At 40.3% G+C, this 16195-nt stretch carries 8 protein-coding genes and 5 pseudogenes; 6 read left to right on the top strand and 7 right to left on the bottom strand.

The window, feature by feature from the left end; all coding sequences use genetic code 11:
* The 4 genes and pseudogenes from B7C60_RS15195 to B7C60_RS15175 all read left to right on the top strand — a co-directional run.
* Positions 1–1295: VPA1262 family N-terminal domain-containing protein (locus B7C60_RS15195; protein ID WP_216639332.1), on the top strand; the 1295-nt coding region annotated here is incomplete at its 5' end.
* Positions 1292–2683, top strand: a complete 1392-nt coding sequence (locus B7C60_RS15190) for a hypothetical protein (protein ID WP_157928711.1) — start codon at positions 1292–1294, stop codon at positions 2681–2683. The genes B7C60_RS15195 and B7C60_RS15190, both read left to right, overlap by 4 nt.
* Before the next feature lie 669 nt (positions 2684–3352).
* Positions 3353–4507: pseudogene (gene ltrA / locus B7C60_RS15185) on the top strand (group II intron reverse transcriptase/maturase); the annotation flags it as partial.
* Positions 4508–4587: 80 nt separating this feature from the next.
* Complete coding sequence (locus B7C60_RS15175) at positions 4588–5496, top strand: IS5 family transposase (RefSeq protein WP_099612371.1); 909 nt, start codon at positions 4588–4590, stop codon at positions 5494–5496.
* A gap of 494 nt (positions 5497–5990) precedes the next feature.
* On the opposite strand, the pseudogene B7C60_RS15170 reads toward B7C60_RS15175, so the two are convergent.
* The 6 genes and pseudogenes from B7C60_RS15170 to B7C60_RS15145 all read right to left on the bottom strand — a co-directional run.
* Positions 5991–6377: pseudogene (locus tag B7C60_RS15170) on the bottom strand (ATP-binding protein); the annotation flags it as partial.
* Between the two features lie 77 nt (positions 6378–6454).
* A pseudogene (istA, locus tag B7C60_RS15165) lies at positions 6455–7992 on the bottom strand (IS21 family transposase).
* 263 nt (positions 7993–8255) lie between these two features.
* A pseudogene (locus B7C60_RS15160) lies at positions 8256–8483 on the bottom strand (transposase); the annotation flags it as partial.
* 165 nt (positions 8484–8648) lie between these two features.
* Positions 8649–9194 carry a hypothetical protein gene (locus B7C60_RS15155; RefSeq protein ID WP_099612370.1) on the bottom strand — a complete coding sequence of 182 codons (546 nt, stop codon included), beginning with the start codon at positions 9192–9194 and terminating at the stop codon, positions 8649–8651.
* Between the two features lie 117 nt (positions 9195–9311).
* Positions 9312–11273 (bottom strand): recombinase family protein, encoded by a 1962-nt coding sequence (locus tag B7C60_RS15150; RefSeq protein WP_099612369.1) that lies wholly within the window; start codon positions 11271–11273, stop codon positions 9312–9314.
* On the bottom strand, positions 11266–13287 hold the full coding sequence (locus B7C60_RS15145) for a recombinase family protein (protein WP_099612368.1): 2022 nt from the start codon (positions 13285–13287) through the stop codon (positions 11266–11268). The genes B7C60_RS15150 and B7C60_RS15145 overlap by 8 nt, the downstream gene beginning before the upstream one ends.
* Positions 13288–13352: 65 nt before the next feature.
* On the opposite strand from B7C60_RS15145, the pseudogene B7C60_RS15140 reads away from it, so the two are divergent.
* Positions 13353–13742: pseudogene (locus B7C60_RS15140) on the top strand (CreA family protein); the annotation flags it as partial.
* A 111-nt stretch (positions 13743–13853) separates the two neighbouring features.
* Positions 13854–15587 carry an EAL domain-containing protein gene (locus B7C60_RS15135; protein ID WP_099612366.1) on the top strand — a complete coding sequence of 578 codons (1734 nt, stop codon included), beginning with the start codon at positions 13854–13856 and terminating at the stop codon, positions 15585–15587.
* Here the strand turns inward: B7C60_RS15135 and B7C60_RS19660 are convergent.
* Positions 15559–16195, bottom strand: a 637-nt coding sequence (locus tag B7C60_RS19660; protein ID WP_281251724.1) for a glycine cleavage T C-terminal barrel domain-containing protein, incomplete at its 5' end; no start/stop codon positions are given. The two genes, B7C60_RS15135 and B7C60_RS19660, sit on opposite strands and share 29 nt — an antisense overlap.

The raw sequence follows: 16195 nt of genomic DNA, 5'->3' as shown, positions 1-16195 counted from the left end.
ATAGCTGTGGTCAAAAGGTAAAAACATCTGAGTATGGTTATAAAAAGAGAACTTTCACTCCACCAGACTCTTTTGAGACTGTGCCATTAAACTCTGTATTAAAAAATAATTTTAACAATGGTTCTTATGTCGTTGAGCTTACAAATCAACATAAGACTGAGTTCTCGATGTTTTTTGAAAAAACAACGCTATTACAAGAGCTTGCTGACGGGCTTTTGAAGTACCTACCAATAGATATATCATCGTTATCTGACAGATTAGGGAATGTAATATTTCAAATTCCAGTAAAGGCGATACAAACGAGAACTACACTATTATCTAATCGTAAGTCAATTGAGTGCAAAATAGCATGGCATCCCAATATACAGCCTAGAGATCTAATGGTATGTGGCTATCAAGAGGATGATGATTTCAACAAGGACGATTTTCATATAGTACATTGCTCAAAAACATCTGAATCTGTCACGATACCATTCAATCATAAAGGGGCTTACAGGCTAACAATATGGGATGCAGAAAGTGAACTAACACTTAATTCATTAGCGCCATCTTCCTTTATTACAACAATTGGTTTCTCATCAAATGTTATGGTAAATGAACAAAGAGAGCTATATCACAATGATGGTAGTCGTTCTACTGTTCCATTGATTGTTCATTCTGATACAAGAACTGTTGGAGATAAGCAACGTAGAAATACTAATTGGAGCAAAGTTAGAATATACGAAAATAACCGAGGCAAGTTAAGAGAAAGTCTAGAGTTTGTTCAATATAATCCAAAAGGTAAAAATAAAAAAATTGAACACGAGAAAGCACTGTTAGATATAAGATCATTAATTAACAAGTATGGTGAGAATGGGGTTTATCTTTGGGACCCATATTTATCGCCAAATGATATAGTAAAGACACTTTTTTATTCTAAATTTAGTAACTCTACACTGAGAGCAATTAGTTCTCTAAAAGAACCTCCAACAGAAGAGAAAAATAGTATTAATTATATTTTTGATAAGTATAAATTTGAATTTGAATCTTATGCCCCAGAGATGAAAATAGGAATTGACCTACAATTCAGAAGTCCAAGAAACAATATCGGGTGGAAATTTCACGATAGGTTTTTAATTTTCCCAGATTTTAACAAGTTACCAATGGCATGGTCATTAGGCACTTCGGTTAATAGTTTTGGTCAAGAACATCATATATTACAAAAGTGTAGTGACGCTAGATTGATTTTGGATGCCTTCAACGAACTATGGGCTGAGATTGACAAAGATGAATGTTTAGTTTGGGGTTCAAAATGACTACAAGTGCAACATCTGGAATTTATAGCCAGTTGAATGAACTATTTCAGGATGCAGCTAATTTATCCAAAAGTGACAAGATTTGGGATTTATATAGAAAGGCGGAGACCATTTCAGGTTTAGACTTCCTTTTAAAAAACAAAGGATTAAGAAGCACAGTACTAAACCAAGATGCAATAACTGCATTGAAATGGTTGAATCATAAAATAAAAGCCTTAAATAAGTTCGACTTAGATACTATAAAAGGTATATTTTTTATTGTTGGATTAGTATCAAATCATTCTGACTTTTGGTCTTCTTTAAGAAGTGATGGTGATAAATTACCCAAACAATTAGTTGATTGTTCAAAATTCATTCTTGGCAATTTTTCAAGTGTTATACATTTTGATTTCAATACGAGTTATCATGAAGAAAAAAGGAAAGAATATATTATAAAGATAGTTTCTGATAATGACTGGTCGAAAATATATGACGAGTATCATCGTAGCCATGAGAATTTTGAGCACAGTATTTGTTATAGTTTAAAGAGCGCATTTACCTTACTTTACTATTTTGATGAAAAATCTCTTATGTCTATTTTAGATGTTAAGAGAGATATTCCCTTCATATGGGGGATGATGGCTCTTATGGGTAAATCTAAAGCTATGACTATTGCATTAGGCACTACCAACCAAACATTAAAATTCTGTGCTATTGCATCTGTACTTCCATTTTCAGGAAGGGACTCACTTAGTGAATTCGAGAGTGACAACTTAACTAAAGTATTCTTGAATATTATGGAGGATGAAAAGTTGTGGCAGCATTGGATGAGGATTTTAAACACCTATCCGTCACGTTATCCTCACATACAATTGAGCCTTGGTAAAGCTCTGGCTCAAACTACTTCTGAGAATACTATACAATCCTATTTTAAAGCAGTTGATCTCTATGCGGTTGATTTTCATGATATTGGTAGAAAGTCCGTATCGGAATGCCTTGAGTCGTTTTCTCAATTAGCCAATGAGGAAAAGCAAAAGTTAACTTGGGATTTAGCCTTTAGAATCTGGGATAGCTGGGATTTTGGTGTTAAAGATAGTCATTTATTTGAAATTAAAGCTAGTGCTTTAGACTATGCAATAACAAGATATTATTTAGACTGTTGTGATTCTGAACGGCGAAAAGTTCTTATCGAAGAACTCTGTGGGAAGCTAAACAATATTGATAACATTTGGCATCAAACATCATCTAAACACACTACTTACTGGTATCTGCACCATTCTAAGTTTCAGCCGCTACAGCATGCAGAGGAAGTGAGCCGAAACACAAACTTACCGTGCCTAATGCAAGGTATATTTTATCAGCATAACTATGGAAAATATGAAAACTATATCCAGTATATGATTGATTAGCTGTTAGATGTGGCGGTTTTCTCTGCCACATTACTTCTTCTATGGCAAACTTGATACACCAGACAAAATTCGATCTAAAACTCTAACTGATTTTGGGGCGTGCGACGTGAGGTCGTATGAAGCGCTGTTCACCGCTTGATGAGTGAACCATCTGTATCACCAGATGAACCTAGGAGCCTGAATAAAGTAGCGGCTTTGACAATGTAACGAAGGTTGGTATTTGCCAATCGGGATCTAAATCGCGAGAGAACGATCCTCCTGATAACCACAATCGGGTAAGTGCTAGGTAGTCAGCATGATGAACATAAGTGAATCCGCATAAGGTGCGTTATATGATGAATCAGCGGAAGTGGTTAATACGCTGTGGCCAAAAGGCATGAGAGTCGGAAAGAGATTGCCCCATGCTCTTTCGTGATCGTTGAACTCTCCGCACTATAGCGGGCATCTACACTGACATTGCGCGACATACGGAACACGGTAAGCCTGTATCACTCCCTCTGGGAAAGCCTTCGTGGCCGATAGTAATGCAGGTATAGGAGGTTGGAAAAGCGAAGGCTGCATTGTAACGATGCAGATACAGATTCATATCTGATCACGAAAGTGGGCTGACTTCCGACTGGTCTTCCGTTGCAAGAAAATTTGAAGAACTTTATTCAAGGAGAAACGCAAATGATGATTTCAAAAGAGATTAGTGCCTCTCCTGACAGTGCTCAATGGCAATCCATCAATTGGAAAGCCGTTGAATCTCATGTTTTAAAGCTTCAGATGCGTATTGCAAAGGCAACTAGAGAAGGTAAACACGGCAAGGCTAAATCCTTACAATGGATACTGACTCACTCTCGCTCAGCAAAGCTTCTTGCTGTTAAGCGAGTATCACAAAACAAAGGCAGTAAAACGCCTGGAATAGACTGCGTTATCTGGAATACAGATACGCGCCGTATGAAAGCAGTCAATCAACTGAGCAGAAAAGCGTATCAAGCTAAACCGCTCAAGCGTATCTACATCCCCAAGAAAAACGGCAAACTCAGACCACTTGGTATCCCCTGCATGGTCGATAGAGCGCAACAAGCGCTTTATCTTCTTGCGCTAGAACCAGTATCAGAAAGTCTTGCTGACCCTAACAGCTATGGTTTTAGGCCAAACCGCAGTACTGCCGATGCTATAGCACAGTGCTTCAAGTGCTTGGCTATGAAACGATCTGCTCAATGGGTTCTTGAGGGTGACATCAAAGCTTGTTTCGATAAGATCGGACATCAATGGCTGATGGATAACATTGCCATCGATAAACGTATGTTGGAACAATGGTTAAAGTCTGGTTTTATGGACAAAGGGTTGTTCTATCGCACTGACGAGGGAACGCCACAAGGTGGGGTTATATCCCCAACCTTGATGCTAATGACTCTCGCAGGGCTTGAGCAACACATAAAGTCTACCGCTCTCAAAAAAGGTGCAAGAGCCAACTTTATTGGATACGCCGACGATTTCGTCGTCACTTGTGCTTCAAAGGAAGTGCTGGAGAACGATATCAAACCGTTGATTGCTGATTTCTTAACAGAAAGAGGCTTAACACTCTCCGAAGAGAAAACGCACATTACCCACATCAGCAGAGGTTTTGATTTCCTAGGTTTTAATCATAGGAAGTACAAAGGGAAATTGCTCATTAAACCGAGTAAATCCAACACACTACTGTTCTTGAGTAACTTGCGCGAACTCATCAAAAAGCACGCAACCATCCCTGTTAACGATCTTATCAAGATGATAAATCCGAAACTCAGGGGCTGGTCGAATTACTATCGACACTGCGTTGCGAAACAGGTATTCGGATAGGCGTTGTTGCCTAAATAATTTGAACCTTTTCCAAGTCCTGCGATCTGATCCCTTGTGACGGTAAGAGCGGTGGTGACATGGGCAAAGCGAAAAAAAAGATAACTAACTGGGCGGAGTACAATAAGGCTCTGTGCAAGCGTGGTTCGGTTACGTTCTGGATAGATGACTCAGCTATTGATGCATGGCAATGCAAAACTCACCATGGTAAGCGTGGTAGAGGCTTCCAGTACTCAGATACAGCGATTGAAACTGCTTTGATGATTAAGGGCATCTTCTCTCTGCCATTACGTGCACTGCAAGGCTTTATCGACTCGATTTTCAAGCTATTGGATGTTCCTCTGACGTCCCCTGACTACAGCTGTATCAGTAAACGCTCGAAGACGGTTCAGGTCAAATATCGCAATAAATCTAGAGGGGCTATCCGCCATATCGCCATTGACTCGACTGGCCTCAAAGTCTTTGGTGAGGGTGAATGGAAAGTGAAAAAGCATGGTGCAGAAAAACGCAGAACATGGCGCAAACTGCACTTAGCTATTGATGTGGATACTCACGAGGCGATTAGTGCGGAAGTCAGCCTTGTCAATGTGGGCGATAGTGAAGTACTGCCTACGTTGCTCAACCCACTACGCAGAAAAGTCATTGCCGTATCTGCTGATGGTGCATATGACACAAAGAATTGTCACGAGACTCTGAAAAAGAAAGGTTGTACACCGTTAATACCACCTCGAAAGAATGCATCACTTTGGGAAGATGGTCATCCCAGAAACGAAGCGGTAACAGCGCTGAAAAATGGGGCAATAGCAGAATGGAAAGCCGAGTCTGGTTATCACTATCGCTCAATATCTGAGACTGCAATATCCCGATATAAGGGACTCACAAGCGGTAAACTGAGCTTGAGATGTTACAACGCTCAAGTGGGCGAAATCATGGCGAATGTCAAAGCTATAAACAAAGTCATAGGACTAGGTATGCCCGTAAGGAGCTAACCGCTAGTCATATATGGCATCGTTGATCCTCAAGCTGATTTGATCAACAACGCCAAACCACTAACCACAACAAGGGCAATCAAGCACATATTTAAGTGATCGTAATCACTCGTTTATGTTCTTTTCAGGGTTTAGGAACACCTCATCGATATAACGCTAGCCTCTAGTTTATCTGCTCCATCTGCCTAGCTTAGCTAACCTCCTCGAAATGCATAGAGAACAGGAAAATTTCATAAGAAATAGATCCCCCCGTGCATGCACGGGGTACTTACTGTTACAACTCATGCGGAGTTGACCAGAATCCTTCTCACCCTGGGCCTAACATAATTCGCTATAACCTGTTCATTTACGACTACGCTACTGAAAAAGTAACCTAGTGACCGAACAATGTTATCTTTCCAGTAAACCTTACTTAGTCAACTGAACGGTTTTTGCATGTTGCGTATTTCGTTGATTGCGAACACCTGAACCAGCACTTTTTTCTTTCCCTATTTTTACTCTAAGTGTTCGGATTGCGCCAGTTTTCTCATTGACCATCCTGCCAGTTCTATTCGATGACTATCGTGAACGAGACGATCCATTAGAGCGTCTGCGACGGTGGCGTTGCCGATCATGTCGTACCACTACTTTACAGGTAGTTGGCTGATGACGATTGTGCTGCTGTTTTGGTAGCGGTCTTCAAGCACTTCTAACAAGTGACCCGCATGTTCTTGAGTCAGTTTTTTCATTCCCCAGTCATCGAGGATAAGCAGTGCTTTCTTAGCCAACGATTGCAGTTGCTTTTGATAGCTACCATCCAGACGACCTGCGGTCAGGTCATCGAGCAAGCGAGTTAATCGGTAGTATCTGACCGTTTGTTGTTGATCACAGGCGCTGGTTGCTGCTCTAACGCTTTGGCCGCATGACTTAAGCGCAGGGTTTTGAGTTGGTCGTTCAGTGCGTTCATATCCTTTTTCTCCTAGTGATAACAGTTCGGGCCACGAACATTGCTGTGAACAAGGTTCGGTGTGCTTGAGGTGTCTTTGCTCAGTTGCCCCTCGCGATTGTTTTTCAGCAGATTATTGATAAAGGTGTAGTTCGGTTTCGTCAGCATCAGTGCATCTTTACAGGCCTGCTCTAAGCGCGACTCGCCATGGGTTTTACTCAGATTGAGCAGCCCAAGACAGGAACGATAGGCCTGCTCTGGATGAGGCTTAGCGTTCAGCATCTTATTGACGACTTCTCGCGTTGCAGGGCCGATATTGGCTCCCCAGTTGAGCAAGCGTCCAGGCGACCACTTTTGATGTTGATGGTTACTCGGCATGTGCTCTGGTTGAGTGCTGTTTCCACGTTACCTTTGGCTGCGTGGATGTTGAGCGATCAAGTTACCTTGGTGGTAGATCTGCACCTTACGGTTGGAGGCTTCCAGCTCGACATGGTGGCCAACCAGTTGATGGGGAACCGAGTAGTAGTGACGGCGATATTCGATGTGATAATCAGGCCCAACCTTGGCTCGTCTCGTTTCGTTTCGGTATAGAGGTATCGCTGCTTGGGCAGCGGCTTTAATGAAGATTTATCGAGTTTGTCGAACAGCGCTTTGCGTCTCGCGCTACTGTTTCATCTCACGTCGGTTTAACTCATCCATCAGCGCTCGGATAGCGAGATTCAGCTCTTTGAAGGTATAGAAGGTTTGATGGCGTAGCCGCATCATGATCCAGCGTTGGACGAGGAGCACCGCATTTTCTGCCTTGGCTTTGTCTTTCGGTTTGTAGGGGCGAGCTGGCATCACGGCAGTTTGATAGTGATTCGCCAGTTTCTGATAGCTGTCGTTCAGTCTCGGCTCATAACGATTCGCTTTGGTGACCGCGCTGCGTAGATTATCGGGGGCCAAGAGATGGGGGACGCCACAGAAGTGCTCGAAGGCATTGGCATGTGCCTCTAACCAGTAAGACTTACCTTGACTCGGGAAGGCTTCCACATAGGTGTAGTTGGACGCGCCTAAGGTCGCCACGAACATTTCGGCTTCGCTCACTTCACCTGTGTCAGGATTCACCACTTGAAGCCGAGGCCCACAGTAATCGATAAACAGCTTATCACCTGCCACATGAAGTTGGCGCATGCTGCGCTTTTGGGTTTTGAACCAGCTGCGAGTGAAGTGCTCGCAGAACTGAGTATAAGCGTAAGCTTGCTCTTGATATTGCTCATGATATTCCTGCCAGAGCAACATCTTCGTCATACCTTTACGTCTGAGTTCGACAGCGTATTGCGTGAACTCTGGCATGACTTTATCCTAACTGGTTTTCTTGCCGTGATACTGCGCCTGCGTGAGATCAGCATCGCTGCAACCTTCGGGTAGAGGCCAGCCAAGTTGGCTTTGTTTAAAGCGAGTCAGGAGTTCCGATATGGTGGAGGGGCCGAGTTTAAGGCAAGTGCGATGCTGCGATTTGAGAGACCGCAGTCGTACTTAAGGCGTAATACCTCTTTGATTTTGTTCATTGGAGTTCTCTTTTTAGCCATTGACGCTTCCTTACGTTCTTGTTTAAGAAGTAAAGAATAGCGAGCTATTGATTTAAAAGAGAAAAAGGAAGGATTTCGGCATTCCGATCACCGATTTCGGAGTTAGGCTAAAAGTAATCGGATAATCGCGGGGGAATCAGTGAGCGGTTTAAACCGAAATGGGTGATTGGATAATCCCGAAATGACTGATCGGAATGCTCCGAAATATGCAACATAGGTCTAATCTACGCATCTAAGGTCGCTACGAACACTTCTGCTTCGCGTACTTCGCCATCATCAGTGATAATTGACTTGGAAGAGTAGCCATTGCGGGAATTGGAGTTTGGTTTTTGGGAGTATTTTTCGTAGCCAAGGTGCTCATCAAGCTCAACATTTAATGCTGTCTCAACAGTCACCTTGGTTAACATCTTACGGAAGTTATTAAGATCAGATTCGGTCTTGATTGATTTAGCAGCTTCACGATCAAAAGCTTCAAGTGCTTTCTTATCCATACTGTCCATCCTTAGCCTTTAAGGCTTAAGTTTAGACAGTTAAACAGAATTAAGGATAGTCTCGAATGTCTAATTGTGAGTCACCAGTTCAACAGAGTAAGATCTAGTCGTGACTACTCCATCATCGGATGCGTAAGATCGATGATGGAGTACTACAATTGATTACTATAAATGATTATCATTAATTAATGTTAATTTCTTGATTGCATCCTTCTTATTGTATACTTCACAATCAACCATATATGAAATTGTTGGAAATCTCATAAGATACACAAATAGCTCATCAATGGTTTCAAATGATTTGAACCTAGCAGGATATAGATTTTTAATATATCTAACATTGATTTCAAATAGTTGTTCAAATCCAGTTATAGAAAGCTGATCTGCTTCGAGTTGTTTGTGTATTTGAGACTTCACAGGATTCAAACTTTCTACTACTTCTGTTCTGTAGTAGTAATTTGCACCAAATTGCTCTATTAGTTCATCTAATAAGTAGTGAACAAATGTTTTGTTTTCACTTAATTCAGGTGTATTCGAGTAGTATCGTTTCGAAACATTTATAGCATTATGTTCAGTAGCATTGTCTATCGCTTGCTTGACTCTTTTGTAATGTTCTGAGCGATAGACGCTGTAATGTGTGACCGCCATAAAATCCCCTCCCAAATTTTTAATCAACTCTATTACATACAAAGCATGAACAAAAGTGACCATATTTTGTATCTGTATTTTTATCTGGATTCCAACAATACTATTGGAAAACGCATAATCAATTCGTTCGTTTCGTAAAAATGGTGCACTTCTACACCTTTAAGTCGGTGAACTTTTAACTTATTTCAAATATTTTTCCTTTATTCGAGACAAATGGACTTTCAAATCAAAGTTAGTAATTACTGCGTTCCCTCCTGAAAGAGAAATCCTTACTTCCTTAAACAAATGCATTATTAAGTCATATGCCTCTGATTCATCGTGGTTTTCAACGTTAATCTTGATAGAGTTAAACATTAAGTCTGATGAAAATTCATCTTGATACGCATACGTGCGAATTACATAATCGTCAAAACACACAATCACAAATTTCAATAATTTCGTTGAACAAACTTCCATATGAACGACATTTTGTCTTAGTTGTTGATTTACTGCTTTTCTCATCAACAATCGCTTCGAATAGTCCTCGCTTCGAAGCTCTTTTTTAATTGTTCGTTTATCGATTGGCTTTCCTGATTTTTCATATTCTCTTTCAACGCCTTTAACCTGTTCGTCAATTTTAACAAGTTCATTTTGTACGGTATGTAGTGACTCTTCATTTTTTGAGATTGAGTCAAGTAATAGAGTTGCATCAAGATTCTGTGTCACTATACTTTCAAAAGTTTTCTTCAAACCGTTTGCTTCTAGTAACAACTGTTCTTTTTCACTGTTCAAACGAGATTGTTTTATGCTGAGTCTTTTGAGCTTTGTTTTCAGTTTAGATTGAGTCGTAGAGAAAACAGTATAGTTTGAAGATGTGGCAAAACGTAAAAATGCCATTTCAAAGTCTTTGTAAATAATATTCTCTGCATCACAACCATCTTTCAGAATTGCGTTTTCACATCGAAGGTACTCAAACCAATCAGATTTATCGCTTTTGCCAGTCTTTCTCGTACCTTTAAAGACCAGACGACCACCACAGGTACATCTCAACACTTTTGAGAATACGTGTGTTTTGTCTTCTGGCTCTGATACTTTTTCCCCTTTATTATTCATCGCAATGACTTTTAATGCAGTTTCATATTTTTCAACAGTCACAACAGCAGGAAAGTAATTTTCCATTTCAGAAGTCGCATCTACTTTGTTTGAACGTGTTTTAAAAATACGCTCAGATTCACAAAAGTATTCTTGGTCTTCTACAGTTTTAAGCGTGAATGTACCTATTGTGCTTTTGTTTTTGAACAAATTAGAGATCGCAAAGGTGTGCCACTGTTTAGCTTTTCTACAGTTTCCATCTTCAAAGGTTGGGATTTTTTTTTGGTTTAGCAATTGGCATATCTTCGTATGACCTAAGCCTTGAATCTTCCAATCAAATATCTGATTGATAATTAAAGCTTTTTCTTCATCTAACGAAAATTCACTAAACGAGTCTTTCCTTGCTACTCCATTTTCATCAACAAAATCATAAATGATTTCAGATTCTAAAATCCATCGCGGTGTTGTTGATTGCTTTAGCCCAATATGCTTATGCTTTCCTTTCTGCGTTGGGTGATTGTAAAGATACTCTAACGTTTCTCTTCTACGCCTATGTGCATCAGACACATATACGCTCTTAACCTCACTCTCGTAGTGCGCACTAGACATTTTGATGATTGATATAAGCATACTTTCAAGATCTGCTTCTTTACTTGAATACAAACAATCATCAATAGTTGTTACGATATTAAATCCACGCTTTAGGATTCTAGAAAACTGCTCATAAGCAACTTCTGGATGTTGTCTAGAGAATCGATCAAATGCGTGAAAGCATAGGTATATGTTCTCACACTCTTTAAATGGCACATCTTCTAGCACGTCGAGCAATAACGCCATTTGGCCTTTTTCAAACGTCTTTGAGAGCTGACCTTGCTTTGCAAAGCCTGAAACACCCTTATCAGTGAATATGAGATCATCGCTGATATAAAGGTTGTTTTGACTTGCGTAGCGTTTCGCTTCTTCTAACTGACGCTCTAGCGACTTTCGACCTACTTTGTCTTGCTCCGTTGTTGAGAAACGTGCATATGGGATACAGATACCGTCAAATATGCTCTTGTCATAATCAAACATAATCAATCCCTTTACCAGAGTAGAACTTACGCTTCAGACGTTGTAAAGCTTCGATAAGATCTCCATTAGAAACGACTTCAGTTTCCCCTCGTAACGAACGTTTAATCTGATGAATGTAGATAAGAAATAGTTCATAGTTAAGTTGAGAATCTTCTACTTCGTAACTGATCTTTATCGTGTTGAACATTAAATCATTTGCATAGTTTTCACTATATGCGAACGTTCTAATCACATCGTCGTGAAAGCATAAAATCACAAACTTGCTATGTTTTGAGGAACAGACCTCCATCCATTTAATCTTTGAATGTAAGAAGTCGTTTAACTTCTTTCTCATCATTATCTTGGTTTCGGTCGATGAGTTTTTTATTCTCTTACTATATTCAACAATATCAAGAAAATCAGACTCTTTTGAATCGAGAGATAGTTGTAACTTAGTGATTCGAACTTTCAGGTCATTTATTTTAGTTTCGATTAGGTCAGCAATTTTCTTTGCTTCATTTAGTGCAACAAGAACATAGTCGGCGTTGAGACCTTGACTAATTGCTGATTCAAACGTCTTTTCAAGACCTGAGTTCTTTAACTTTAACTCTTTCTTTTGTCCGTTTAGGTATGTAATTTCAGCTTGAAGGTTCTTGATTTCTGTCTCAAGTGACTTATCACCGACTAAACACACTTCTCTAAAGTCAATATGATGGACGTATTTGAAAAATGCTTGCTCTAGTTCTACATAGTTTATGTAATCATCAAAACATCCATTCTTAACCAAAGCGTTATTGCATCGTAACTGCTCTCGATATACAGGTGCTTTGTTCGATCTTTTATTAATTTGGGAACGGCTATATTGAAGCGTTGCGCCGCAATAGCAACTCATAAACGTTGCGAAGATGTTTGTTCTCTCACCGATGCGCCCTAGCGGCTTTCCCTTTTTCTCTTGAAACTTAAGCACGTTTGCTAGTCTAAACACTTCTTCATCAACAACTGCTGGATAATAATTCTCTAATTTTGAAGTGACTTCTTTCTTTACCTTTTTAGTCTTAATCTCATCAGTTTCTTTACAGTGGTATTCTTCCGTTACCATCTCCTTTAACGTAATGTGACCTAGCACTTTATCTGAGGTGATGATATTTTGAACTGCATAGGGGTGCCATTTCTTAGCTTTTTTGAACCTTCCTTGCTCAAACACTTCAACACCATCATTATTGAGTTTTTGGCAAATTCTGGTATAACCAAGCCCAGCAATTTTCAAATCGAAGATTTTTCTTACAATTTCTGCTTTATGTGAATTTAGGGAGAATTTTTTAAAAGTGTCTGTACGTTTTGAACCGTTAACATCAGTGTAGTCATAAGTAATACTTTCTTGATCTATCCATCTAGGTATTGACGGTTGAACCACACCTATATGCTTGTGTTTACCCTTCTGGGATGCGTGATTGTAAAGATATTCAATGACCTTTTTCTTTCTGCTCAACGCATCAGTAATATAGATCGACTTGTTTAAACTCTCTTGCCAAGCGGTCGTCATTTTGATGATAGAGATGAGCATATTCGACATACCTTTATCCCTACGATCATAGAGTTGGTTGTCGATAGTCGTGACGATTTTGAATCCACGATTCAGGATTTTGTTGAAGTGCGCTTGAGCTGCATCAGGTGACATTCGACTGAATCGGTCGAAGTTATGAAAAGTAATGTAGACATTATCACGCTCTTCTGGAGGAACTTCTTCAAGCAGCAAAAGCATCGTTGCCATCTGCCCTTTTTTAAAGGCTTTTGAAAGCTCACCTTGGTTTGAATAGCCTGAAACGCCTTTGTCAGTAAAAATAAGGTCTTCATTAATGAAGAGGTTATTACGTTTAGCGTATTCCCTCGCTTTTGATAATTGACGCTCAAGAGACTTTTTGCCGACTTTCGATTGTCCTTTTGTCGAAAAACGTGCATAAGGTACACATATGCCTTTGAACTTCGTTTTATCGTATTGAAAAATCTCTTCTCTTAAAGCTTCTGCGCCTATCATTATAACCTACTGAAAATTAATGAGATAACAACATTATATCACAACTTGTAATAGTGTTGGTAATAATGTCTTTATCTAAAGATATTAAAATTGCATCGTTAGATGATCCAATTGTGACTGGGGTTACCTGCCATATTGCCTCGATTGAAGCTAACTTAAGCCTTGCAGACCCGAGTGACAGTTCTATCTCATGTCGTCAAACCGGCGAAATCACGCCTGAGATGATCGCCAAAATTGATAAAAGTAAATCCGGTGACGTGGTCTTTAAGCAATCCAAAAGCATTTTCTTTAAATCAATGAAAGTCCGCCGTATCTATGACTCAGAAAATCAAACGCTGCTTTATCTATCCTATTCAACCAAAGAAACATCAGGGAGCTTCAAGCATAGTTTATCAACCGTGCCACTCTGGGGAACACAAGCTTATCGTAATGAAGCCACTGTACCTCAAAGCTAAAGTAACGCATGCCATAAACGAGGATATTGTTTAAAATTGATTCGTTGAGCCTAATTTTACTTGGCGTTATAGTAGGTTACCTACAATGGTCAAACCCCTCGGTGTATTAATATGTTGTTAACAGAAGGCTCTTCAACCAAAAACCAGCACACCTTTCTTAAGTATCAACAACATCGTCTAATTCATATTTTTGACCTATTCAGTGAAGGAGTTTTTCACATGGGGGTTGATGGAAGCATGACCGTTTATAACCCCCAATTTTATGACCAATTTGGGTTTTATCATTCCACAATTTCTTATCAGGATTGGCTATCCATCGTTCATCCAATTGACCGAACAAAACTTGAACAACGCGTAAAGCAGCATTTAGAACAAGAATCACGAGTTACCACAGAGTATCGAGTCAAGCGAAAAAATGGCCAATATTGCTGGATTCTCGGTACTGCAGTCACCAAGACCGATCAAGGGGAGCGATTTATGGTCGGTAGCCACCGTGATATTTCTGATCAAAAAAAGCTGAACTCTTTTTTACATCAAGCCGCCTTTTATGATTCAGCATCTGGAATGGCCAACACAACCAAACTACTGCGTGATATTAATGACATTAAATGCCATGCCACCTCACCTCAAGCAACCTTGATTTATATTCAAGTTGAAGATATCAAATCCTACCTTAACCACTATGGTTCCGATGTTATCCAACATATACTTCACCATATGAATCGAGCGCTCAGCACGTTAATGCATTACGACGCGACTCTTTATCGAGTGCGCACTGATGATTTTGCTATTTTGCTCCGCTCATCAAAAAATCAAACCCAGCTTCAAGCGCTATGCCATACCATTCTTGAACGCTATGCTCAGTCTGCTCAAGAACAAGGGCACCTTTTGGGAGATAAAATGAATATTGGGGTTTATCCCAATTTCTCTCTTGAACACGATGCCGCACAAATTCTTAATATTGCCTCTCGAACCTGCCAATATGCGGAAGAAAAGAGTGATTCTCGAATTGAAATTTATAGCGGTCAAACGCAACAAGCCGTTGATCGATTTTTTTATATTGAGCGAGGGCTAAAAGAAGCATTATTCCAACATTCGCTTTCAGTGAAATTTCAACCGATCATTGAGGCCAAGACCGGCAAGGTAGCCAGCTTTGAAGCGTTAGTTCGCTGGCGTTCTCCGGCGTTCGGTGAAATTTATCCTGATGAGTTTATCCCTTTAGCTGAAAAAAAAGGGTTGATTACCGAGTTAGGTTACCAAGTGTTTGAACAAGCTTGTCGATTTATCAGCCAGTATCATGCTGTCCATGGCGTCAGCACTCGGATCAATATTAACGTCTCTGTTTTACAGTTATTAAACAGTAACTTCCCTGTCAATATCAAAATGATGGCTGATGCGGCCGGTGTTGCTCCGTCGTTAATTGTGTTAGAACTGACCGAAACTGTCATTTTAGATGGTAATCGTCATGCAATCCGCCAGTTAAACACACTGAATGAGATGGGATTTCAACTCTCATTAGACGATTTTGGTGCTGGTTTAAGTTCAATCTATAGCTTTTTCGATTTGCCACTCGACCAAATTAAAATTGATCGTACGATGGCTTTAAAAACGCTGATCAATCCAGTCTCAGAACAGTACCTTAGTTTTATTATCCAATTGTGCCATTCCAAAGGCATGGCTGTCGTGATTGAAGGGATAGAAAACGCAAACATGCAGCAAGCATTCGAAACGATGGGAGTTGATTACCTGCAAGGCTATTGGTTTGCTAAACCTTTATCGTTTGTCACAGCAAGCCGTTATACCTTGCTTGGTATCCTTAACCGCGAAAATAACGCTGTGGTATAAAAGGCATTTTAACCACCCGCATCGCGATCCGCTTTCCACGAACCTCTGCAAAAATCGTTTGATCAATAACGGCCCAATCGCTGCGTACATAAGCCATGGCAATCGGTTTTTCTGCACTCGGCCCAACCGTTCCGCTGGTAACGACACCAATTTTATTTCCTTTTTCGTCAAATAATTCCGTGCCTTCTCGAACGGGGACTTTCGTTACTCCCACTAATCCGACCCGTTTACGAGTCACCCTTTGGCTTTCAATTTGATGCAAAATCACCTCTGCGCCAGGGAAACCACCTTCCCTTGCTCCACCATGACGGCGTGCTGGAGAAATCGCCCACATTAAACCGGCTTCAACCGGGGTGGTCGTTTGATCCAAATCATGCCCGTATAAACACAATCCACACTCGAGACGAAGTGAGTCTCGAGCGCCAAGCCCTATCCATTCAACCTCATCGGCATTCATTAATGTTGAGGCAAAGGTAACCGCTTGTTCAGCAGGTAACGAAATTTCAAAGCCGTCTTCTCCGGTATAACCACTACGGCTAACAATGCAATCAATGCCGTTGATTTCCATTTGCTGAATATCCATAAAATGTAATTCATGTACTTTAGGT

The sequence above is a fragment of the Vibrio fujianensis genome, assembly GCF_002749895.1.
In the GTDB taxonomy this organism is placed as follows: domain Bacteria; phylum Pseudomonadota; class Gammaproteobacteria; order Enterobacterales; family Vibrionaceae; genus Vibrio; species Vibrio fujianensis.
Note: the sequence above shows the minus strand (reverse complement) of the source record. Positions and strands in the feature narration are given on the sequence as shown.